18 protein-coding genes are annotated in these 24367 nt (G+C 45.5%); 11 read left to right on the top strand and 7 right to left on the bottom strand.

Going from position 1 to position 24367, the window contains the following annotated elements; genetic code table 11:
• Positions 1–68 precede the first annotated feature (68 nt).
• The 3 genes from H8K33_RS09660 (at position 69) to H8K33_RS09670 (ending at position 3578) form a co-directional block, all read left to right on the top strand.
• Positions 69–965 (top strand): DMT family transporter, encoded by an 897-nt coding sequence (locus H8K33_RS09660; protein WP_222613365.1) that lies wholly within the window; start codon positions 69–71, stop codon positions 963–965.
• Between the two features lie 200 nt (positions 966–1165).
• Entirely contained in the window at positions 1166–1315 is a 150-nt protein-coding gene (locus tag H8K33_RS09665) for a hypothetical protein (RefSeq protein ID WP_186890808.1), read from the top strand.
• Between the two features lie 40 nt (positions 1316–1355).
• Entirely contained in the window at positions 1356–3578 is a 2223-nt protein-coding gene (locus tag H8K33_RS09670; protein WP_186890809.1) for a DUF1631 family protein, read from the top strand.
• 105 nt (positions 3579–3683) lie between these two features.
• Here the strand turns inward: H8K33_RS09670 and H8K33_RS09675 are convergent, their stop codons facing one another.
• A complete protein-coding gene (locus H8K33_RS09675; protein ID WP_186890810.1) occupies positions 3684–4391 on the bottom strand; it encodes a DUF4136 domain-containing protein in 708 nt (235 codons plus the stop codon).
• 395 nt (positions 4392–4786) lie between these two features.
• Between H8K33_RS09675 and pepN the strand changes: the two genes are divergently transcribed.
• The 3 genes from pepN (at position 4787) to H8K33_RS09690 (ending at position 8951) form a co-directional block, all read left to right on the top strand.
• A complete protein-coding gene (gene pepN, locus H8K33_RS09680) occupies positions 4787–7456 on the top strand; it encodes an aminopeptidase N (RefSeq protein WP_186890995.1) in 2670 nt (889 codons plus the stop codon).
• A gap of 130 nt (positions 7457–7586) precedes the next feature.
• Positions 7587–8591 carry a class 1 fructose-bisphosphatase gene (locus tag H8K33_RS09685; protein WP_186890811.1) on the top strand — a complete coding sequence of 335 codons (1005 nt, stop codon included), beginning with the start codon at positions 7587–7589 and terminating at the stop codon, positions 8589–8591.
• A 30-nt stretch (positions 8592–8621) separates the two neighbouring features.
• Positions 8622–8951, top strand: coding sequence for a rhodanese-like domain-containing protein (locus H8K33_RS09690; protein WP_186890812.1), 330 nt, complete (start codon positions 8622–8624; stop codon positions 8949–8951).
• Between the two features lie 27 nt (positions 8952–8978).
• Here the strand turns inward: H8K33_RS09690 and H8K33_RS09695 are convergent, their stop codons facing one another.
• The gene (locus H8K33_RS09695; protein WP_186890813.1) at positions 8979–10421 is read right to left on the bottom strand and encodes a M28 family metallopeptidase; all 1443 of its coding nucleotides are present in this window, start codon (positions 10419–10421) and stop codon (positions 8979–8981) included.
• Positions 10422–10554: 133 nt separating this feature from the next.
• The gene (locus tag H8K33_RS09700) at positions 10555–11547 is read right to left on the bottom strand and encodes a hypothetical protein (protein WP_186890814.1); all 993 of its coding nucleotides are present in this window, start codon (positions 11545–11547) and stop codon (positions 10555–10557) included.
• Positions 11548–12067: 520 nt separating this feature from the next.
• Between H8K33_RS09700 and H8K33_RS09705 the strand changes: the two genes are divergently transcribed.
• The 4 genes from H8K33_RS09705 to H8K33_RS09720 all read left to right on the top strand — a co-directional run bounded on the left by H8K33_RS09705 (position 12068) and on the right by H8K33_RS09720 (position 20954).
• A complete protein-coding gene (locus tag H8K33_RS09705; protein WP_186890815.1) occupies positions 12068–13795 on the top strand; it encodes an alpha-keto acid decarboxylase family protein in 1728 nt (575 codons plus the stop codon).
• A 50-nt stretch (positions 13796–13845) separates the two neighbouring features.
• Positions 13846–15858, top strand: a complete 2013-nt coding sequence (locus H8K33_RS09710; protein WP_186890816.1) for a flavin monoamine oxidase family protein — start codon at positions 13846–13848, stop codon at positions 15856–15858.
• A gap of 1158 nt (positions 15859–17016) precedes the next feature.
• Complete coding sequence (locus H8K33_RS09715; protein ID WP_186890817.1) at positions 17017–19518, top strand: DEAD/DEAH box helicase; 2502 nt, start codon at positions 17017–17019, stop codon at positions 19516–19518.
• A gap of 255 nt (positions 19519–19773) precedes the next feature.
• Positions 19774–20954 (top strand): IS3 family transposase gene (locus H8K33_RS09720; RefSeq protein ID WP_222613366.1). Its coding sequence is split into 2 segments (ribosomal slippage): positions 19774–20041 and positions 20041–20954, totalling 1182 coding nucleotides; the frame shifts between segments, so codons are not numbered across the junction.
• 118 nt (positions 20955–21072) lie between these two features.
• Here the strand turns inward: H8K33_RS09720 and H8K33_RS09725 are convergent.
• Both H8K33_RS09725 and H8K33_RS09730 read right to left on the bottom strand, forming a co-directional pair.
• On the bottom strand, positions 21073–21396 hold the full coding sequence (locus tag H8K33_RS09725; RefSeq protein ID WP_186890818.1) for a low molecular weight protein tyrosine phosphatase family protein: 324 nt from the start codon (positions 21394–21396) through the stop codon (positions 21073–21075).
• Between the two features lie 89 nt (positions 21397–21485).
• Positions 21486–21857: a DUF5329 family protein gene (locus H8K33_RS09730; RefSeq protein WP_186890819.1), complete on the bottom strand. Its 372-nt coding sequence runs from the start codon at positions 21855–21857 to the stop codon at positions 21486–21488.
• 209 nt (positions 21858–22066) lie between these two features.
• Between H8K33_RS09730 and H8K33_RS09735 the strand changes: the two genes are divergently transcribed.
• Positions 22067–22651, top strand: coding sequence for a YceI family protein (locus H8K33_RS09735; protein WP_186890820.1), 585 nt, complete (start codon positions 22067–22069; stop codon positions 22649–22651).
• Positions 22652–22746: 95 nt separating this feature from the next.
• Here the strand turns inward: H8K33_RS09735 and H8K33_RS09740 are convergent, their stop codons facing one another.
• Both H8K33_RS09740 and H8K33_RS09745 read right to left on the bottom strand, forming a co-directional pair.
• Entirely contained in the window at positions 22747–23304 is a 558-nt protein-coding gene (locus H8K33_RS09740; RefSeq protein WP_186890821.1) for a CNP1-like family protein, read from the bottom strand.
• Between the two features lie 2 nt (positions 23305–23306).
• Positions 23307–23963 carry an RNA pyrophosphohydrolase gene (locus H8K33_RS09745; protein WP_186890822.1) on the bottom strand — a complete coding sequence of 219 codons (657 nt, stop codon included), beginning with the start codon at positions 23961–23963 and terminating at the stop codon, positions 23307–23309.
• Positions 23964–24367 lie beyond the last annotated feature (404 nt).

The raw sequence follows: 24367 nt of genomic DNA on the forward strand, positions 1-24367 counted from the left end.
CTGCGCTGCCGTAGTTTTCTTAAGCTTAATGGTAATGGCAACTCGTAGTAAATTTCAGGAGCATACTTTTGCAGTCAGTCCATCTCGATAGAAATAATCAGCTGATCGGTCTCAGTTTAGCAATTGCCGGAGCCATTCTCTTCTCTGCAAAAGCGATTGTCGCAAAACTTTTGTATGGTTATCGTCTAGATGCTGTCACGGTAATTGCCTTTAGGATGTTATTTTCCCTGCCAATTTTTGCTGCAATCGCTTGGTGGCAAAGCCGCAAGCATCCGCTGCTTTCGGCGCCTGATCGCTGGCGTTTGTTTGGCTTAGGTTTAGTTGGATATTACCTATCTAGTTTTCTGGATTTTCTAGGATTGCAATACATTTCGGCCGGACTTGAGCGATTGATTTTATTCCTGACGCCATCCTTTGTTTTGTTGATTCATGTGTGGTGGTTTAAGCGTCAGATTCGCCCCATCGAATATCTTTCACTCGGCATTGCTTATGCAGGCATTGTGCTGGTGTTTATGCATGATTTGTCTTTTCATGGGCAGCAAGTAGTGCTCGGCGCTGGTTTAGTACTTGGCTCTGCGATTGCCTATGCTAGTTATTTGATTCAGTCAGGTGAAATGGTTGCGCGGATTGGCTCCTTGCGTTTAGTTTCGTATGCTATGTGTATTTCTAGCGCAGCTTGTATTTTGCAGTTTTTGTTGCTGCGACCAGTTGATTTGTTGATACAAGCTTGGCCCGTACTGTCTTTATCGCTTGTGAATGCGATCGCATGTACTGTGTTTCCGGTGTTTTTGACGATGTTTGCAGTGCAAAAGATTGGAGCACCAAAAGCATCGCAAGCTGGCATGATAGGTCCAGTTTCCACTTTAATATTGGGCTATATTTTTTTAAATGAAGTGATTACTATCTGGCAGTTTGCTGGTGCCAGCTTGGTGATTTTTGGCATGTATTTATTGAGTCGCAAATAGACTAATGTAAATTGACTACTTGTTTGTGTTGGCGCTTTTGTAAAACAATCTAAGTATCATGCTGAATCAATAGAACTGAAGAAACCATGATTTTCTTCTGATGAAAAGCGGCAACGACTAGTCGAATTGATTGAAAACAACATATACTCAAGCATTCGACATATCGCTGCTTATGTGTTTCTAGAAAGTAAAGAAAGTTTATGACACAAGAAATTCCGACAGAAAATAATGATCAACGGACAGAAGATGACGGCAGTCCTAAGTTTGGTCGCTTATTGTTGATACTCTTATTTGCGGTTGCGCTTATCGTTGCTATCACCTTCGCGACCGAGGCTTACCATACAGCCTAGTGCAGGATTGTCGTCTCCGATTTACTAATTTAATGAAGCCATGGATAACATTCCACTCAGCCCTGTTGTTGCAAGTTCAGCCAAAAGTAGTGCGGCAAGTGTGCTTACGCCCGAAGGGAGAAAAGCGGAATCATCGAGTGCCTCGCGCTTGTTGATTTTACAAAGTATGGTGCCTTTAGCGACCAATCTTGTGTCCTCGCAGTTGGAAGCCTTATCCAATCGATTGGCCGATCAATTATTTAAACTGTCGGATCAAGCAGTACGACCTGAAGAGGCAAAGCTGAGTTTAGAGGCGCATCAATTAATCAAGCGCAATAGCACGACATTTTATCGCTTGGTCGCTGGTCAGATTAATGCCGCTTTAACTAAAGAGGTTAGTGTCTTTAACACCAGAAAACGTGTGAAGAAGGATCAACAGTATTTAGACAATACTGCGCAAACTTACGAGGAGATGGAAGGCAAAATTTTGCTGCGCAATGCTAGTCACGCGCTAGAAGTTTTGAATGCCGAGCCTTTGGTAATGCTCAACACTTTGATTGGACGAATTTTGTATCGCATGCCAATTGATGTGTCACAAAATCCTTTTCGACCTGAGATTTTTGTTAAAGCCGTGCATCAAGCATGGATGGAATTGGATCCAAATCCAGCCTCGCATTTGTTAATTTTACGCTTGTTGCAACCAGCAGTTTTCTTGCAATTAAATCCGATTTTAGACGAGATTAATCAAGAGCTGATGGCGCGTGGAATTCGTCCAGATGGCGATGATGCTTCAGATGCATCCACCGGCAGTGCCACTTATTTACCAGTACAGAAATTTTTTAGTCTTGATCCTTATTTACAAGATAAATTAAAACGCGTTTTTTCTGGGCAAATTGAATTGCCTTATACCGATCCTGATCATGGATTGAGCAGTCTGGCGATGGTGAGTGACACGCTAACGAATCAACTAGATCATGACGCAGAGGAAGATCACGCGGACAAAGCGACGATTGACCAACAATTCTTTGAAGATTTGCGTGAAATGCAAGTCCGTTATGCGCAGCAAGAAATCAGTACAACACAATTAAAATCACGCTTGCACAAGGTATTGCATTCACCATCTGCGCAAAAATTGAGTTTACTTGAACGTAATACTATCGAATTATTAGCGCGTATTTTTGATTATATTTTTGCTGATCAGAGTTTAGGCAATGATGTGAAAAATATGATCGCACAATTGCAAATTCCGATTGTCCGGGTAGCATTGTCTGACCGCGATTTCTTTTTTAGAGAATCACATCCGGCGCGTACTTTGTTAGATATTTTGGGTAACTCAGGGATGTTAATGGATTCGGAATCGAGTGGTTCTGATCCTTTGCTGGGGGTGATTGGCGATGTAATCGAGCGCGTCCAGTCCGAATTTGATGAACATATAGATCTGTTTTCTGATGTTGTTTCTGATTTAGAGTCTTATTTGAAAGAAGAAGAATCTAAAGCGCAGGCAGCAATCAGTCAACCTGTACAAACTGCGTTGAGCGAAGAAAAAATGCGTGTTGCTAGGGAATTTGCTGAGCACGATGTGGCGATTCGGGTTGAGACCGGCGAAGTGGCAGGCTTCTTAGAAGTTTTTCTGGAAGAGCAATGGATACGCATATTGACCATCGCGCATAGTGTGAAAGAAGAAAAGCCGCATGCCCTAGAAAATGCCTTAAAGACCATGGATGATTTGATCTGGAGTCTTAAACCGAAAAATAGTCCTGACGAACGTAAAGAGTTGATTGCGAAACTGCCCGCGATGTTGACTTTGTTAAATGCGTGGTTAAATGCGATTCGTTGGGATGAACCCGATCGTGTCTTGTTTTTCTCTAAGCTGGCTGAACGCCATGCTGCAATGGCAAGAGCGCCGTTGGAATTGTCACCACGTCGACAATTGGAGATTGCTGTCAATATTGCGCAACGTGCGAGTAATCGTCGTTTAGAACGTTTTGTTCATGGAAAAAATACGCAAGAAGAAGATGAGGCAAACAAAGAAGTCGCAGCTTTGGAACGTGGGATGTGGTTAGCATTTAATGAAGATGCAGAACAGGTTACACGTTACAAACTGGCATGGATTAGTCCAAAGCGGAGTAGTTTTATTTTTGCTAGCCGTCAAGGTGATCAGGCTTTTTCTATTTCTTTGGCAGACTTGGAAGCGAAATATCGTGCTGGTGCTGTCAGTACTATTTTAGCCAATTCCCTCGTTGATCGTGCTCTGAGTTTTGCGCTGAAGGACTTGGCGGTGTGATGTTGATGTGATTCTACTGATCTCGTCGGAGATGTCGGAAATGTTGAAGATATAAATAGGCCCCAATCTGTGAAGTTTGGGGCTTATTTATTTGATTAAGGTGATTTACTTTTCTAATTCAATCTCGACCTTGCTTTCACCAGTTTTATTTGGAAACTCGCGTAAAGCACTTTCTACAAGTAGTGCAATATATGGATCGATGTTTTCATCTGCCTGATTGGTTTTTGCGGTGACGGCATAAAGTAGTTTCCCGGTTTTTGCGTCATTGATACGGACTTCTATTCCGTGATCAAAATATTGGCGTGCTTCTAATTGGGAGCCATAAAAAGGATCGTTCAAGCGACCAAATGCGAAAGGTGAATAGAATGGTCGAATGTAACGTGGATAAAATACGGAGCGTACTCCCATAGGATAAGGATAACGCAGAAAGCCGGAATATAAGAGACGTGTATTAAAACCACCCATAGGAATTACCATTCCAGACGGCGTGACAATATAGCTTACGGGTCCATACAAAGAAGAAACATGTACGTTCCCTGGAATCGATATTAATTGTAGGCTGATTTTTAGTGTTGCCTTTTCGGATGCAACCTCACTAAAGCCTAATTCCTGCAGACGTGCCTTGATGTCTTCGGTAGCGTGTAGATACTCGGGTTCTTTTGCTTGTTCTGGGTGTTCAGTCAAGGTATAGGATTTATCCTGAAGGGCTTCAGGCAGTTGGTTAACTGTTTTGATGTGGCTGGTAAAAGTGCTCGCACATCCTGTGAGCAAAAAAGCACTCAATAATAGTAAGCCCGCTGTAAATTTTTTCATGATGATTGCCTCCGGTATTGCTTGATGATACTAGAACTGAGTGGACTATGTTTATTGTTATGACTCTATCATGATCTGGATTCACATGAAAGTCTGCATGATCAGTTAACGCAGGTATTATTGAAACGGTTTGCATACCACTTTGAGATAATGAATCTGTCTAAGAAATTGTTCTGTTTTGAATCTTTGCTTCAGCTTTTATTTAAGCCCATGTTTTAACGCCGAATACTGTCGCTAACGATGAATAATAAGCAGCAAATTTTTGCATTAACAGCCTATCAGTGTCTGTGCTTGGTAAAATAGCGACTTACAATTCTTAATCTGGCGAATAACACCACTTTCGGCAGTTGTTTCTATTGATTTGGGTAAAATTTATGCGAAAACCAGCGCAAGACATGCCAGTAGGCACACCAGTTACCATCTATCGTAAAGATTACATCGCTCCTGGCTTTTGGGTCGATACTGTAGAAATGGGTTTCGACTTGCATCCACAACGTACCCATGTCGCAACGCGCATTACGATGCGCCGCAATCATGACAGTGCGGAAAAAGATTTGGTTTTGTTCGGCGAAGATATCAAGCTGCTGCAATTGCGTATGAATGGCGTGAATCTGAAAAAATCGGCTTACACTTTGAGTAAAGAGCGCTTGGTCATCAGTAATGCGCCAGACCAAGTCACGCTGGAAATTGAAACAGCGATCGCCGCCGACAAAAATACCACGATGTCTGGCCTCTACGTTTCCAACGGCAATTTCTTTACACAATGTGAAGCTGAAGGTTTCCGTAAGATTACTTACTTCCCAGATCGTCCTGATGTGATGGCGAGTTATACCGTGATGTTACGCGGTGATAAAAAGCTGTATCCGGTATTGCTGTCGAATGGTAATTTGGTTGAGCAAGGTGATCTTGGTGATGGACGTCATTATGCGAAGTGGGAAGATCCATTCAAAAAGCCGTCATATTTATTCGCCTTAGTCGCCGGTAAGTTGGTGTGCCAGGAAGAAAAATACAAACTCAAATCCGGCCGTAAGGTTTTGCTGCAAGTGTGGGTGGAAGAGGGCAATCTCGACAAAACTCAGCATGCGATGGATTCACTCAAAAATAGTATACGCTGGGATGAAGAGCGCTTTGGTTTGGAACTCGATCTTGATCGCTTCATGATCGTTGCCACCAGCGATTTCAATATGGGCGCGATGGAAAACAAGGGCTTGAATATTTTCAACACCAAGTATGTGTTGGCGAATTCTCGTGTTGCTACCGACACTGATTACGCTGGCATTGAATCGGTGGTTGGACATGAATACTTTCACAACTGGACTGGTAATCGCGTGACTTGCCGCGACTGGTTTCAATTGTCTTTGAAAGAAGGTTTGACGGTATTTCGTGATCAAGAATTTTCAGGTGATTTGGTTGGTAACGAGACAGGTCGCGCTGTTAAACGCATTGAAGATGTGCGTGTGCTACGTCAATTACAATTCCCTGAAGATGCAGGTCCGATGGCACATCCTGTGCGCCCCGATTCTTTTGTTGAAATCAATAATTTCTACACGGTGACCGTGTATGAAAAAGGCTCAGAAGTTGTGCGTATGTATTACACACTACTGGGTCATGATGGCTTCCGCAAAGGCATGGATTTGTACTTTCAGCGACATGATGGACAGGCGGTGACTTGTGATGATTTTCGTGCCGCGATGGCGGATGCGAATGGACGTGATTTGAAGCAATTTGAACGTTGGTATAGCCAGGCCGGTACACCACGCGTTAAGGCGCAAGCAAATTACGATGCAGCTGCCAAAACCTATACTTTGACGCTGAGCCAAACTTGTCCTAAGACAGCGGGACAGGTAAAGAAACTGCCTTTCCATATTCCGGTGGCGCTTGGTTTGATTGATGCTGAAGGAAACGATGTGGCCTTGCAATTGCAAGGAGACTCTGCGAGCAGTACGACCAAGGTCTTGGAATTGAAAGAAGCGCAGCAGAGTTTCGTGTTTGCGAATATTGATCGTGAAGTCACGCCATCCATCCTGCGCAATTTCTCTGCGCCTGTGATTTTGGAATTCGAATACAGCGATGAGCAATTGGCGCATTTGCTGGCGCATGATAATGATCCATTTTGTCGCTGGGAAGCAGGACAGCGTTTAGCGATGCGTCGTTTGCTAAAGCTAGTTAATTCGGTTCAGCAAGGGGAGTCTTTACGCTTAGATGATTTGTTCATCAATGCTTTGCGCAAGACTTTAAACGATCAAAGTCTCGATCCTGCGTTCCGTGAATTGGTCTTGACCTTGCCGTCCGAAATCATGATCGCCGAAGAGATGGCAATTGCTGATCCCCAGAGTATTCACGCAGCGCGCCAATTTGTGCGGGCGACTTTAGCACAGCATTTAAAGGCCGATTTACTGCAAGCCTATCAAGATAATTTAACGCCAGGCAAATACAGTCCGGATGCACTATCCGCTGGTAAGCGCGCTTTGAAAAATTGCGCCTTGGCGTATTTGGTGGAATGGCCAGATACGGCGACGTATGCCCTGGCTCACACGCAGTATCAAGAAGCAGAAAATATGACTGATCGTATCGCTGCTTTAAACGCGATGTTGCATTGTTCATCGGCTCTCGACAAAGCACACAGCAAAACCCGTAAACAAGTCTTGGCGCATTTCTATCAAGAGTTTGAAAGCGAAGCCTTGGTTATCGATAAATGGTTCACTTTGCAAGCTACTGCGCCAACAGCCGATGTCGAACAAGTACGAGTTCTGATGCAACACAAAGCCTTTAGTATGAGTAACCCGAATCGTGCGCGTAGTTTGATTTTCGCATTCTGCAATGCCAATCCAGCGCGTTTCCATGCAGCTGATGGCAGCGGTTATAGCTTGTGGGCTGATTGTGTAGTCGCATTAAATAAACTCAATCCACAAGTCGCGGCACGTTTGGCGCGTAGTATGGATCGATGGACGAAATATCCAAAAGCGAATCAGGCATTGATGAAAGCCGCTTTGCAAAAAGTCGCTGCGACGAAGAATTTATCGAAGGATGTATTGGAAGTGATTACGAAAGCTTTAGCGGCATAAGTATCTGGATCTGTGTAGGGTGCGCAGTGCGCACCAAAACATCATGAAATCCGAATCAGTAATACGAGTCTCGGCTCAATTGTCTGCAAATTACAAATTTTTATAAGATTTATTTTTAAGAAGGAAAAATATGAAACGCATTAGTCTGACCCGTTTTCTGGTCGAAGAGCAAAGGCTCAATAATAGTATCCCAGCTGAATTGCGCCTCTTAATTGAAGTCGTTGCACGCGCGTGTAAAACGATTAGCCATGCTGTTGGTAAAGGCGCACTCGGTGAAGTCTTAGGCACGGCACATTCAGAAAACGTGCAAGGCGAAGTGCAAAAGAAACTTGATATTTTGTCGAACGAAATTCTGTTAGAAGCCAATGAATGGGGCGGTCATTTAGCGGCGATGGCATCGGAAGAAATGGAAACCATCCATCCAATTCCAAACCGTTATCCGCAAGGCGAATACATGCTCTTGTTCGATCCACTCGATGGTTCTAGTAATATCGATGTCAACGTATCCATCGGTACGATTTTCTCGGTCTTGAAAGCACCTGAAGGTATGGGGGCACCGACCGAGCAAGACTTCTTGCAAAAGGGCAGTCAACAAGTCGCCGCTGGTTATGCAATTTATGGCCCGCAAACCATGTTGATATTCACCACGGGAAATGGCGTTAATTGCTTTACCTTGGATCGTGAAATGGGTTCATGGGTGCTGACAGAACGGAATATCCAAATCCCAGCAGACACCCAAGAATTCGCCATCAATATGTCCAACGTGCGCCATTGGTATCCACCAGTCACGCGTTATGTTGACGAGATGTTGGCAGGTAAAACAGGCCCACTTAACAAAAACTACAATATGCGCTGGATCGCCTCGATGGTCGCCGACGTGCATCGTATCTTGCATCGCGGCGGCATCTTCATGTACCCAGCCGACAAGCGTGAACCGGACAAGGCTGGCAAATTGCGCTTGATGTATGAAGCGAATCCTATGTCGATGATCGTTGAACAAGCAGGTGGTGCATCGACCGACGGCAAACAACGCATGCTCGATATTCAACCGACTGCTTTGCACCAACGTGTGCCAGTGTTCTTGGGTTCTAAAAATGAAGTGGAATTGGTGACGCGTTATCATTCAGAAGCGTAAGCTTAATTTTGGAATTTAATCGGAGGGTGTATGAAGACCATACTATTGTTTTTTGTGGCTATGTTCTTTTCGATACAGAGTTTTGCGCAGGCAGTCGTCATTGATGTACGTACCCCCTCAGAATATGCGGAAAAACATATTTCCGGCGCGATTAATATTGATCATTCGGTCATCGCGACGGAGATTCAGAAACTGAAGTTGGCGAAAGAAGACAAGATTATTTTGTATTGTCGTTCTGGGCGTCGCTCCGGCATCGCTCTGGAAACGCTCAAAAAATTAGGCTTTGAAAATCTTGAAAATTATGGCGGACTTGAAGAGGCGCAAGTTCGCTTGTTGAATCGGGATGTCATCAAGAAGTAGCTATCTCATCAATTTTCTTGTTAAAACTCAAGGTTTTTTTTCCGCTATCGGCAAGTAATAGCCTTGAGTATTCAACTCCTCCGGCGCATTCGCAATTTCATATGCTATCAAGGCCATCACGATGGCTGAATATTGTTGCGCAGTGCGAAATGGCAGCACTTTTTCATAGGTATCGAGCACAGTGTGATGTACTTGCGGGTAATCAAAATCAGTGCTGCTGATTAAGCGTGGTGTAGGTACTCGTTTTTGCGTAAAGGCGGCATCGTCACTACCACGATTGCCACGAAAAGCTGCGGTGCTATCGCGCGCTTTGTCGTTAATCACTGCTTCAAATTCAAAGATGGGATGTACGCCTTGCAAATCTAGGCTCACGCGCTCAAAACTACTTTTCCACATACTAGGAATAGTGATACCCGTGATCGCCCCAGGTGCGCTATCACGATTGAGCATCATCAGAATTTTGGGTAAGTCTTTGGCGTGCGATTCCACATAGGCATATGCACCTTTCAAACCTAATTCCTCGCCCGCAAATCCTAGCATGACGATGCTGCGACGGGGTTTGACGCCGGCTTGTGCCAATAGGCGCATCGCTTCCATTACTGTGGCAAAACCTGCGCCATTATCTGCCGCGCCTGTGCCACCATCAAAGCTATCGAGATGTGCACCGAGCACGATGATTTCATCTGCTTTGTCAGAGCCGGGGAGTATGGCGACGACATTATGATAGTTGACTGGTCCGGGATAAAACCAATTGCGGATATCAAATTCTAAGATGACTTTTTCGCCCTGTTGGATGCGTTTTTGAATCGCTTGATATTGACTAGCGGCGAGTTTGATATCGGGTAGCGCCGGTAAATTTTCCCAGCTAGTCGGGGCACTGGTCGAAATGTGCATAGGCTCTTCGGCGGACTGTATCGTGCCTAATGCACCAGCCTCGATTAATTTTTGTGTCAGGATTTTCGCTTTGTAAATTAACTCGCCGTCGCGTCCGCCAGCGCTTTCGCCGGGTATCAATACCCAAGCGCCTTTAAATTCTTTCAGGCGCTGTTCTAATTCGATATTGTTAGGTGGGGCTATCATCGCGATACCAGTTTGTATGCCTTTGGTTCCTGATGAATATGATGGCGTCGCAAAATTCAGTGTTTGTGGCGAAGCACCCAATATTTGGCCAAACCAGGGGCCGCGATTAAAGCCTAGCGGCATTTGCCCGGCAACTTCTAACTCTGCCTTCATGCCAACTTGCTTACCCCAGTGATTCAATTGATTTGCCGCCCACGCTGCTGCGTGGGTATACGCATCGCTACCAGTAGTGCGCCCGCCGAAGCGGTTCGACAAAATATCCAGATGCTGCATCACTTGTGGATCGGTTTTTCCGATAGCGATAATGCGCTGGGCGGTGGCATCTTGCGCTTGACTCGAGGTGCTGTAGAAGCTAATGCCGATGAAGATTGTAAACAGGAATTTTGTCATGGTTTTATTTGATGTGTGTCTACTATTTAAGCGATCTCGTAGGGCGGGTGCAACCCGCGCTGCTTAGGTGCTCGATGACTTGGCGGCGCGGGTTGCACCCGCCCTACAATTTTGCATTCTCAACTTGAAAAAATTACTGATCCCGACCGGACAGCGTTTGAACGAAAGCAGGCAACTCACCCTTATCTCTTGCCGTAATTGCTTTTGTTAATTTAGCCGAGCGCAGAATAGGATTCGTACTCACTAATTTTTCATATGCACGCAGCACGCCTTCCAATCCAGCGAGATCATAGGCAGCTTGTTTTTCGGCTAGTGTAGGATTATTGATTTGAAAGGCAATCGCACTGGCACAAAATTGGAAATAGAGTTGCGCACGTAATTCTGTTGGCGCTGCCGTTTTTAACCAATTAGCGACCGCACCCGTGTTGAAAGTAAGATCGGGAATATCAGCAATCCATTGATCTAACCAGACATTGTTTTGCTCAAATACGAGCTGTAAATTTTTCTCAGCATCGACTGCAATTTTGACGGCATGCGCACGCTCTTCGGCGGTGGATGGGCCACGTTCTTGTGGTGCGACGACAGGAATGACTGCGGGTAGACTGGTAGCCGCGGAGCGTGTGCCATTCACAGGCTTGGTCGTATCATCGTCATCCGTTCCGCCATCGGCTCGACGCACCTGTCGAGTGCCAATCAGCGTATTGGTTTCTGCATTCAGTGTCCAGATGACTTTGACTTCGGTATCGACAGCTTTGCCTTTGCCAGTCGTGTGTGTGCGTATGGTGCTATGCGCGAATACGGCTTGCGCATTTTGCAGCTCTCCTTGCATTTCTCGTGTGCTGCGTCCTATGCCTTTATCGTCTAGCCAGACTATATTCGCAGTCAATTGTTGCGGTGCCGCTTTGTTCTTGGGAGCGATCTTCATGACGCCATAGCCCATAACGTCTTTCTCGTTTTCTGTTCCGATTACCGTTTGAAAATTCCATAGACCGAGCAATGGCGTATTCGTGTTTGTGCTTGTATTCGCATTTGTATTCGATTGCGCGTTAGCGATACCAAGAAAACTGACACCGTTAAGAATTAGCAAGCTTGCGATTATTTTGTATGGAGTTTTTAAGATAGGCATGGCGTGTTCCTGATCGAGAGGTAAATGTGTCGAGATTGTGATATGCGCGTGCGAAGAGTTGCAGATTCTACGGATGTGCAATCGATTAACTAGCGAATTCAGACCAAAGCTCGAATACATGGCTTAAGCGGGCAATAACTCGGATAAACGGTGAAATTTGAAAAGTAGCTCAGTTGACCAATGTTGATGGCGCACTTCAGGCCAGCTTCTTACGTGTAAGTAGGCGTTTAACGCGTTAAATCTGAGGGGCAGGATTTAGCTTGAGTTGCCCACAGCTCAAATGCTCGGTATCCATTCATCTCTATTTACATCGTTTTTATTCAAGATGGATCATGCACTTTTCAGTGCTTGCATCGCTTGGCATGCAAATTGCTAAGTTTTAAATATTGAAATGCATTGTTCAGTATGTTGAAACCTCTCTTCCATGGATGAAATGAGTCGATTCAACATGCGGATCATAAATCAATCACGTGTCGACAATAAGCCGACAATAAGTCGACAACAAGCCGAGGAAAATACCATGAGCCGTCAAGTCTTTACCGTAGCTGATTACCTGTTAACCCGTTTATTGCAATTGAATGTCACCGATGTTTTTCAAATTCCCGGTGACTATGTCAAACACTTCACGCAAGCTTTGGAAGTGTTCGATGGCATCAAAACCATCGGTGCAGTCAATGAGCTTGATGCGACTTACGCTGCCGATGCGTATGCACGCACTAGGGGCTTAGCCGCAGTGTCTTTGCAATATGGCGTGAGTACATTTAGCGCTTTAAATGCTGTCGCAGGTGCTTATGTAGAACGTAGCCCTATCGTCGTGATTAGCGCTTGCCCAGGCGCGGATATGCGCAATCAGACCAATATGTATGGCATGATTTTTCACCATTCCACGGGTAATTTGGCGGCTGATCAGAATGTATTTGAAAATGTCACCGTAGCGTCTGAAACACTGAGTACTTCGGTCGGTGCCGCAGAAAAAATTGATGCCTTGTTGACCGCCGCACTAACTCATCAACGTCCTGTGTACATCGCTTGTTATAAAGAGGTTTGGGGTGAAGCTTGTCCACGTCCATCGACAACGCCATTAAAAGCACAGAGCATCCACAGCGAAGCATTAGCTTTAGAAAATGCGGTAGAGCTGGCATGGTCGCAGATCACTGCGGCGAAAAAACCTTTGATCTTTGCCGGTGTTGAGGTATTACGATTTGGATTGAGTAAGCTCTTACAAAAAATCATCGATGCCAGCGGCATGCTCTACACCACGACAACTTTAGGAAAAACCGTGGTCGACGAAGTGGGTGAACAATTTATTGGCACCTATGCCGATCAGGCATCGATTGCTAGCGTCATCACCACGGTGGAAGAGGCCGACTGTATCATTTCACTCGGAACCATACTCACCGACGATTATCTGTGGCTGATGGAAAACAAATATCCGCAAATGATACAAAGCTCAATAGGGCAAATGCGAGTAGGTTACTTTCAATACGAAGGCGTGATGATGCAAGATTTTATGGAGGCTTTGTTAAAACGCTTTCAGAAATCCAAAGCCTATCCTTTAAGAGTCAAAGCGCCTGTAAAACCAATTTACCCTGAGCCTTGGGTTTCAAACTCGGACGCACGTTGGAATGACAAACCCGAAGTCATCACCTACAACCGTTTCTTCCAACACACCATGAAGTTCTTGCAGGATCAAAAGATGATGGACGACATCGTTATGGTGTATGGCGTCAGTAGTGCGATGTACGTAGCAAGTAATGCGATAGGAATGAAGCAAGGTAGCTATATCAGCTCCGCCGCCTGGCAATGTATAGGTTTTGAAACCGGTGCAGCATCGGGCGCGCAATTGGGCAGTGGCAAACGTGCCTTGACGATAGCTGGCGACGGCGGTTTTATGATGGTCTGTCAATCGCTGTCGACATTGGCACGCAATAAGTTGAATTCAGTGATCTTCGTCATGAGTAATGGCGTTTATGCGATTGAACAAGTGTATGTCGATATGAGCGCTTTTGAAGCTGGCCCGCAACACAAATTTGATAGCTTCGATATCTTGCCGAAATGGGATTACATGGCACTGGCGCAAGCCTTTGGTGCTAAAGGTTTTAAAGTTGAAACGGTAGAGGAATTACAGCGCGTTCTACCACTGATTAAGAAAATCAAGTCGCAGCCTATTTTGGTGGAAGTCTGTATTCCAGAAAAAGATTTACCACAGCAAATGGCACGTTTGGGTAACGAAACTTTACCGGTGTAAGCATGCGTCTATTTATCAGTAAGCTATCTATCATTTATTAGGAGATTCTCATGGCGAAAGCAAATTCACATACAAAAACCTATTCCATCTTCGGCGCTGGTGCTGCAGGTTTATACACGGCTTGGCGTTTACTGAACGGCGAAGTTAAAAATAGCAGAGACAAGAGTAAAAAACTCGCCAAAGGCGACACGCTAGAACTTTATGACTGGGGACGATATGACTTCTCTAAAGCACATCCCGGCACCCGTGCAGCAGGCGCCCGTATTTGCACTTGGCACTACAAAAACGATAAGACGCAGGCCTACTTGGAACTAGGCGGCATGCGCTATTCGGATTGGGATATGAATGCCAAAGATGCCAATAACGGCACAGCACCTGGACATCGCGTGGTCACGACCGTGATTAAGCAATTAGGTTTGGATAAATATGCGGTGCCGTTTAATGAATCCACCAATCCACTTTACTATTTACGCAGCAAGAACTTTTTCTTAAATCAAATTACTTCACAAACTCCTGCGCCTTATCACGTCGATCATTATGGCGCAGATGGCGCGCCCGATAACGGTTTCTCTACCTTAGAAAAACTGTCTGTGAATAAAAATCTGACGCGTCGTCAATGGGACACTTTTTATCGTGATGGGGTGATTAAGGTGGAAACCGGTGATGCCTCGGTTTATCAAAAAGGCGATAAATTGAAAGATATCGGTTATTGGAATTTGATGTACGACCAATTAGGTAGTGAGGGATATTGCTACGCGGCAGATGGTAATGGCTACAGTTCCAACGTGATTAATTGGAACTCCGCATACGCGTTTCAAGCGAATAATGAATTCACGCCGGGCAATCAATACAAGACCATTAACATCGGTTATTCCGGTATGTTTAATGCCTTATTCGATCAAATCGTGAAACTCGCCAAAGCGCAGGGCGTGATCTTTAACTATCACCCCAACACGCGCCTGCAAGCTATCGTCGCCAAAGACAAAGTCATTCATTACAGTTACGCGACACGTGAAAATCCATGGAAGAAAGCTGGCAGCAAAACCACCGATGCCGCGTGGTTAGCGATGCCGCGTCATGCGATTGAACAAGTGGCGCAAGGTTCGCGCTTCGACGCTGATGCTGGTGTGATCGATGTCCTCAATCACCGCAAAGTCCAATTGTATTTGGAAGCCGCCATCATGCAGCCATCGTACAAAGTCGGGATGTTTTTTGATACGCCTTGGTGGACTGACGATGCAGACAACCCACCAACCTATATACCGCAATTAACTGGCTACGAAGTCACACAACGCGCGGTCGTGCAATTGAAAGCAATGGGCTTATCGAAGACGACTTTAAAAGCCCTGAGTAGTTTAGTCGGCACGCCGTATTCAAGTGCAGCGGATTTGATTAGTGCTGTCGAAGCGATCACTGAAGAACGCATGAGTCTCAAACACGAAAATGACTTGCTGCAAGTGACGCTGAATAACACGATTGGCCCCAGTGTTACAGACACACCAATTCGTCAAGTCGTGTATTTCGGTAATAATGCCAGCGACGTAACAGCCAAACCTATCTACGGTTTGCTAGCTAGTTATGACGATGAGGCTTACACCACGTTCTGGAAAGAGATGGAACTAGAGCCAGATCAGGAACAGCATATTCCAACGAATGAAAATGTACAGACTTTACAAGGCCCGAAAAAAGTGCCAGCTCGCATGGTTAAAATGCTGCGCAAGCAATTGGCAGAGATTCACTTCGGCCCCAATTCGGATTACAGCATGGTACCTGCACCTGTCGAAGCAGCCTATATGGATTGGTCATTGCCACCATTCAACGCTGGCTATCATGCCTGGGCCTCGCATTTTAATATCGGAGACGTGCAACAAAAAATCCGCAAGCCATCGCAGTTGATGGACAAGACGGATGTAAATATTTTCATCGTTGGTGAAGCATACTCGAATGATCAGGCTTGGGTGGAGGGAGCTTATTGCACGGCGGAATCGGTGTTGAATGATTTCTTTGGGGTGGAGCCGATTATTGATAATCGGGAGTATCCGTTTATTTGTTCGGCGAAGTAGGGGAGGGGTTTTGAATTTGATTTCGGTCTTTTCTTTAAGGGAAGACCTTTCAAATTACCATTAGTCTCGTCACTCCTGCGAAGGCAGGGGTCTAATGGCTTTCGTTGATGAAATTTGATGTTTGTCGATATGGATGGTTTCGTCCGACTCGTCCGATATGTAATTCTTAGCTAATTTCTTGGACCTTTGGTCGGTGGTAGGCCGACGAGCTACCCATCTCGTCACTCCTGCGAAGGCAGGAGTCCAGTGGCGTTCGTTGATGAAATTTGATGTTTGTCGATATGGATAATTTCGTTTGACTCATCCGATATGTAGTTCTCAGCTAATTTCATTGACCTCTGGTCGGTGGTAGACCGACAGCTACTACCTTTTCTTTGCTTCGCCAAAGAAAAGGCAGCAAAAGAAAGGCGACCACGCTGCCACTGCCCTTCGGGTGCCCAATTGTGCAAGACAAAAATGGGGAGAGTCAGAAACTCGCTACGCTCAAACATCTGACTCTCTTTTTCCCATTTCTGCCTAGCACAATTGGCAGTGTCAGAAGTGGGTGAAGGTCAAAATCAAAGTCAAAGTCAAAAGCAAAGTCAAAAGCAAAGTCAAAAGCAAAGTCAAAAGCAAAGTCAAAAGCAAAGTCAAAAGCAAAGTCAAAAGCAAAGTCAAAAGCAACGACCTACTGCTGGCAGTAGGAAAAGCATGTCCGTCGAGACTGATTGTTTTGATGTTGTAGTTGTTTTTGACCTACCCCCGTTTGAGACGATGTAATTTGTGCGTCACAGAAAATGGATAAGAAAGTGTTGTTGTTTGAGCGAAGCGAGTTTCAACACTTTCCCATTTTTTGTGACGCACAAATTATGCTGAAGCGAAGCGTAAGCACCCCGAAGGGGCGAGTCTACGGTCGCCTTTTTTGGATTACCTTTTTTGGCGAAGCAAAAAAGGTAATTGGCTGTCGGGCCACACCCGACCTGTGAAAGATCAGCAAACGAGAAAACAAAATAGTAATGCAAAAATCCCGTGACTTATTTGGTGACGACTGAGTTCTCGATATAGGTAAAACAAGCGACGAACGATAGGTCGTGTTCACGCTAACACCTACGCAAAAAAAATGCAGATCAAAGAAGCACGGTATACTTCTTTCAAACTGAAGACAGTATTGATACCCAAATGCCACCCCCAACCAGCCACCACGCCCACTTCCAACCCCGCATCACCCTGCAAACCCTACACCGAGGTGACGGCTTACTAGGCATGAAACCCACAGGCACATTCGGCCCGCGTGGCGGCAGTGTCACGGTAGTCCAAATTGACTGGCTTTACACCACAGACCAAGGTTTGAGCTGGACAACACCAGCACCAATCACACTATTAAACCGCCGACCTCACTCCACCCATTTAATGGAAGACGCACAAGGTCAGCCGGTCGTGTTGGTTCGCGATCTCGGCGCAGAAGCGGATGCGCTCGACAAAGTTTGGGATTTGAATTTGCAGCCTGTGCCAGCAAGCAGTTTGCAATGGCGCAGTGAAGATGCCGCTTTGCAATTTGGTCCGCTGTGGAGTTTACAGCAAGAAGATTTTTTTGCGGATTTTTGGGCGGAAGAATTACCGCGTTTGCAGGCACTAGGTTGGCGGGTGGTGGTGCGTCCGGGTTTTGCGCATGAGAGCGTGACTGTGGATGCCTGGCATTTGATACTTGACCCTGTTAGTGGTGAAGTGATCGGTAAAGAGGTCGCCGTGCCTATGCGTGGTTATGCGCCGACTATCGTGCCTTTGGGCTTGCCGGCGCGTGAAGGTTCTTGGTTGTTGAGTCTGGGTGTGGAAATTGACGGGCAGATCGTGGATCTGGTGCCCATGTTGGCGAATCTGTTGCGGCGGGATGCGCGGTGGTTGGATGCGAAGCAGGTGGCGGCGATTGATGATCTGGCGGTCATACAATTGCGTGCGCCTGGTGGTAAGCGTATTGATGCTTTGGCCGCGCCTTTAAAAGCCATCGTCATTCATATGTTGGAGTTGCTGACAGATGAGCAGCGCTTGCAAGACAAACTGACGGGGCCTTTGCAACTTTCGGCTTGGGATGGCTATCGACTTGAGGCTTTGCGTCAGTCTTTGCTCGATAGTCAGGCCGCGCGCGCTGGTGTGCATGGTGGCTGGCAATTGCGTGGCGATATGGGGTTACGTGAATTGGCGCAACGCTTGCAAATGGTGGGTGAATTAAGGCCTGTCTCTGCGCCAGCAGGTTTGGGTATCACTTTGCGGCCTTATCAATTGCACGGTGTCGCGTGGTTGCAGTATCTGCGTGAGCATCATCTTGCTGGCATTTTGGCCGACGACATGGGCTTGGGTAAAACGGCACAGGCCTTGGCGCATATTTTGATAGAGAAGCAAGCGGGGCGTTTGGATAGGCCTGCTTTAATTGTGCTACCGACTTCACTGGTGTTTAACTGGCAGGCAGAAGCACAGCGCATGGCGCCAAGTTTGCGCGTATTGGCATTACAGGGTGCGCAACGTGCTGAGAATTTTTCCCAGATGGCTGAGGTCGATATCGTGTTGACGACTTATCCTTTGTTGTGGCGCGATTTAGCCGTTTTGGAACAACAAACATTTCACCTCCTCATTTTGGATGAAGCACAAACGGTAAAGAATGCCTCCAGTCGCGGTGCTGATGCGGTACGTCGTTTGCGTGCGCGGCATCGACTGTGTATTACGGGCACGCCGCTGGAAAATAATCTGGGTGAATTGTGGACGCAGTTTGATTTTTTGATGCCAGGCTTTTTGGGTGATATGCGCAGCTTCACAAGGCTCTGGTGTAAACCTATCGAAGTCAATGGTGAAACGCTGCGTGCGCAATTATTAGCACGGTGTGTGCGCCCCTTCATTTTGCGGCGACGTAAAGATGAAGTGGCGAGTGAGTTGCCCGCCAAGACCGAGGTGATTAAACGATTGCAATTGCAGGGGCAGCAGCGTGAATTGTATGAAAGTGTGCGTGTCGCAGCCGATGAAAAAATTAGAAAAATTCTAAAGAACAAAGGATTCTCTGGCAGTCAGATTACGATACTCGATGCACTCTTAAAACTACGTCAGGTTTGCTGTGACCCTTATCTTTTAAAAGGCGCGAAAACACCCGAAACGATGGAACGCGCAAAGCTAGAAATGCTCAGCGATATGTTACCCAGCTTGGTAGCCGAAGGGCGACGTATTTTGGTATTTTCTCAGTTCACTGAAATGCTAGATTTGATTGCATTGCAGCTTGAGAAATTGACTTTACCGTTTCTGAGTTTGACCGGAAAAACACTCGTAGCACAACGAGGCGCGGTGGTAGCGCGGTTTCAAAATCAAGCTGATGACAATGCGCCGCCTATCATGTTGATCAGTTTGAAAGCTGGCGGTGTAGGTTTGAATTTAACGGCTGCCGATACGGTGATTCACATGGATCCGTGGTGGAATCCCGCAGTCGAAGAGCAAGCTACTTCACGTGCGCACCGTATTGGTCAGGATAAGAATGTGTTCGTGTATAAGCTGGTAGTCGAGGGCAGCATAGAAGAGCGCATATTAGGTTTGCAAGAACGTAAAGCAGCATTGGCTGAAGGTGTACTTGGTAGTGATGCTGCGTTTTCTGCGAAGTTTAATATTGAGGATTTGCAGGCTCTGTTGCAGCCTCTGGGAATGTAACGACTGGTTTTTGACTTGACGGTATGTAGGGCAGGTGCAACCCGCGCTGTAAATCACATTGAACGTTTAATCGTTCAAATATTTTTCTCGCTTCAATTTACCATCCTGACATCTTGAAAATTCTGACGGCGCGGGTTGTGTCTGCGCCACGAGGCTGTGCGTCTCTCTTGTGTGATCTCAAGGGTGCCTGAATGTAGTGGTCTAATAATAACGGACACCAAGATAGGTGGATAATTCACGTATTGAGGGAAGAACATGAAAACGAAACGTAGAACATTTGACGCTGACTTTAAGCTGCAGGTAGTACGAATGATAACCGAGCAAGGCTTAAGTGTAAGGCAAGTATGCAAAGACATGAATTTGGGCGAGACGGCGGTTCGTCGTTGGCTCGATCAAGTCGATGTTGAGCTACATGGGCAAATTGGCATAGGTAAGCCTTTAACGTCAGATCAGATTCGTATCCGTGAATTAGAAGCGCAGAATCGGCAACTGAGAATGGATAGCGATATTTTAAAAAAAGCGTCGGCCTTCTTTGCAAGGGAACTGAAATGAACTACCAATTGGTTCAGCAGTTGCAAAAGGAGGCCATACCGGCAGTACACGCATGTCGCGTTCTCGAAGTTTCACGGTCGGGTTATTACGCATCACAACAGCGTCAAAAGCGACCTGCAATAATTTGTTGTATTAGTGTGCATTTACAAGCGGCGTTTGCCGCTAGTGGCCACACTTATGGCAGTCGCCGTTTGCAAACAAGCCTGCGGCAACAAGGAGTAATAGCAGGTCGTTATCGTGTGCGCAAGCTTATGAAACAGTATGACATTCGCCCAGTGTGGAAGCGCAAGTTTATCCATACGACTGATAGCAAACATGATCTGCCGATTGCCGACAATAAATTGAATCGTCAATTCGAACAAGCTAAACCGAACACCGCGTGGGTCTCAGATATTACGTATATTCGTACACGCAGCGGTTGGTTATATCTGGCAGTGGTATTGGATTTAAATTCACGCAAAGCCGTCGGTTGGGCAATGGCACCCCATATGCAATCAGAGCTTGTGTGTGAAGCATTGCAGATGGCGATTGTTCAACGCAATCCTAGTGCAGGTTTAATTGTTCATTCAGATCGTGGCAGTCAATATGCGAGTGCCAAGTACCAACAATTATTAACGAAACACGGTTTTGCTTGCAGCATGAGTCGTAAAGGTAATTGCTGGGACAATGCTGTTATGGAGCGTTTCTTTTTGAATTTAAAAATGGAGCGAGTATGGCGTCAAGAATACGCTAACCATAGAGAGGCCATGAATGATGTTGCGGACTATATTGTTGCCTTCTACAACAATGTCCGCTTGCATTTAACTTTGGGAAATTTGCCACCAAATCTTTATGAACAACAAATGGCAGAGAAAAAACTTATCTTGGTGCCCGAAATAACTTGACCGCTACAGTATTTGTTTTTGTGGTTGATCTATGGTCTGTAGGTCGGGCCACACCCGATCAACAGAAAGTTGAGAAAACGAAAAGGTCGAATCTGAACGATCATAAACACGCACAAATTTACATCAAAAACTTTCCAACCTTAGCCTTCAAAACAGCAATCAACACCGGATCCATAAACTCATACTCATCCGGAATATCCAAACAAATAATCCGCTTATTACTGAGATAGCGTCTAAATTTCTGCGACAACTTACTGCGATGCGTTTTCTCCATGACGAAGATGATGGTTGCCCAATCAATCTGCTCGGAAGAGAGTGGCGTGGTGGCATCGTTGCCTAATCCTGCGGAGTCAGTTTCTACATTAGGCCACGATGCAAATATTTGCTCTGCGGTTAGGCTGCGTAATCGGTTTTGTGTGCAGATAAAGAGCGCTCGTTTCATTTTTCTTTAGATCAAATTTTTGATACGGGTGATTGATGTCGTTATTTTGCTAAGCTTGTGTTTCGTAAAATTTTTTCTCTTGTGGGCAGTTATTTGGATTCGCGCAAAATTTTTAATTGATCGCTTAACCAGATCTTGCTTTCGATCGCCTGTGTGGAGCCACATTTAACCAAATAAGCTTTGCGGCTATAGCTACTCGCTGAAGCTGCCAGCTTGATGAAATCTTCGGTGGTCTTAAGCATACTTTTTCTTTCCAGATAATCGAGTTTTTTAGTCAAATGCGATTGTGCCTCTGTGCCTGAATACCAATGACCGTTGCGATTGAATTGACAACCTGAGTCAATTAGTTTTTTGAAGAGCGCACTAATTTCCGTTCGTGTAGATGCAGGAATTTGCGTCGCCTTAACGCTGCTTGTTGTGGCGATTAGGAATAGCGCGAGAAGAAGGTGAATTGGATACATGTTTGGATGATTCTGCTATATGCTTGGTTGACTAGATGTTAGCGAAAGACGTTAACACGTCGATGCTCAATAGGCAAGCAAGCTTCGCTATGATAGGTAATCTCTAATCTGTGTTAAATTTCTTCGTATTGTCTGTGTCGTTTGGTTTGCTTTGATGCGACGCGTAAGAAAGTGCATCGTAAAAAATGATGATGAAGTGAGGCTATGCTGTGTTCTCTAAAAAATTGCTGCACTATTTGCTAGGTGTTTATTGCGTTTTCGGCGCAATTAGTTCTGCTTGGGCCAGAGACCGATATGTGATTGATAGCACACACACCTATTCGGTGTTTGAATACCTGCATTGGGGTTTATCGCTGCAACAAGGCCGCTTTGATAAGAATTCTGGTTCGATAGAATTTGATGCGGATAAGCGAACAGGCAAAGTACAGTTGGTGATCGACGCGGCTTCTGTTAGTACTGGCAACAGTTTGTTCGACACTGCCATGCGCTCGGCGAGTTTCTTTGATGTGGATGCTTATCCGCAAATTAATTTTAAATCAGATAGTTTGGTCTTTGATGACGCGGGCAAGGTGATTGCGATTGAAGGCGATTTGAGTATCAAGAACATTAAAAAAAAAGTGCGGTTTGAATTGACGCATTTTCATTGCCGTTTTATGCCGCTGTATTTTAAAACTGCCTGCGGTGCCAATGGTTTTGCAAAAATTTTGCGCAGTGATTTTGAAATGGGGCGTTATGTGCCATTTGTCAGCGATGAAGTCACTTTGCGTTTTGCGATTGAGGCTATCAGGGAATAAACTGATCGCTTACTTCGATGTCTTTGCTTTTGATCTAGCAAGTACCAGATCGCTACATGCAAATTACATTGCTGAATTTTTGTGCAGAGACAAAATTAATGGAATTGACGTAGAGATTGATTGAGACGAATGCGTTGAATAATCTTGTCAAGATTGCCCGAGATGCTACCACCTTCGCAAATGAAGTCCCAAGCTAAGCTACTGTGATGTTGATTCACGCCTTTGTTGGAAAACGTATCCCATTCATTGCGACGTGAGCTTGACCAACTGCCATCTGCACGACCAAAAGCGAACAAACGTTTTTGATTGCCGTCGCAACGTAAGCCTTCATAACTGACGTTCTTTGCCCCAGCTTGGCTGCTAGAAACCAGTGTGAAACGCAGGCTGCCGTCGGCGACAATGCTAATCGATTTAGTATCAATGAAAAAAACTTGATTGGCATTGCTATAGAAGCGTAACAAATTTTCTGTCACAGGTGCTGCTGGCAAGCTTACTGGGCTATCAACCCATACTTTGGCAGCCTTATCCTCTTCGTCTTGTGCATGTCCGAGTGCCGGCAACAGCATGTACGCAGACAAGCCGCACAAACAGCACAAACGCAATACCTGTTGCAAGCTAAGCTGTGAGAGTTTGGTGTTTGTGCGCGAGTACATAATCAGCTTTCTGTTTTTGGTGAGTCGTTCGCCGTGCCTGGAGTCGCAGTTTCAGTGGTGATTTGAATTTCCATCTGCACTTCTATCTTGGTTTCAATTGCTGCTTCTACCGTCATTTGATTTGCCGCATCGGTTTTGTTATCTGGATGACGACGTTTCTGATGATAGGGCTTGCGCTGACTATCTTGACGATGAATGAAGCGAGATAGTTCTTGTAGCGCCATTTGATAAACGCCACGCTTAAATTCAATCACAGTATCTAGCGGTACCCAATAATCATGCCAACGCCAAGCGTCAAATTCTGGATGTGTACTGGCTCGTAAGTTCACATCACAATCACGACCTATCATGCGCAATAAAAACCAGATTTGTTTTTGACCACGATAGTGTCCACGAATTTCACGTTTAATGAAATGGTCGGGGACCTCGTAGCGCAACCAGTCACGGGTGCGACCTAAAACCTTGACATGCTCGGGGAGCAAGCCAGTCTCTTCTTCGAGTTCGCGGAACATGGCTTGTTCCGGCGATTCGCCGTATTTAATGCCGCCTTGTGGAAACTGCCAAGAATGCTCGCGCACCCGTTTGCCCCACCAGACTTCATTATTGGCGTTCAGCATAATAATGCCTACGTTAGGCCTGAAGCCTTCACGATCCAACATGGTATAACCCCAATTATTTCTTGGGAATTAATTAACACTCGATTAGGGTGGATTGCGCATTTGGTATTGAGCATTTTGCAAAATCCTTGCTCACAAAAAAAGCCCGCACGGAAATAAATCGGCGAGATTTTATGTGTCCCTAAACGAATTGTTAAGTATTCCCAAACGTGGTCAGGGCTCATTCATTATTTTGATGGGCGAAGTTTTTAAGCTTGAAAATCTGGAATCTTCTGAAAAATACCGATGAAAATCCGAGTTTGGGCGTAAAAAATGCAATTAAGCAGTCGAAACCATCATCAAAAATGCAAAGAGTGAGCGCATGAGCCAGCATATCCTTTAAAATTGAGTTGATTATAACCTAGGACTTCAACAAAAAAGTTCAAGTATTGTTGTTTCAGAAATCA

The sequence above is a fragment of the Affinundibacterium amnicola genome (assembly GCF_014284275.1).
GTDB lineage: Bacteria > Pseudomonadota > Gammaproteobacteria > Burkholderiales > Burkholderiaceae_D > Undibacterium > Undibacterium amnicola.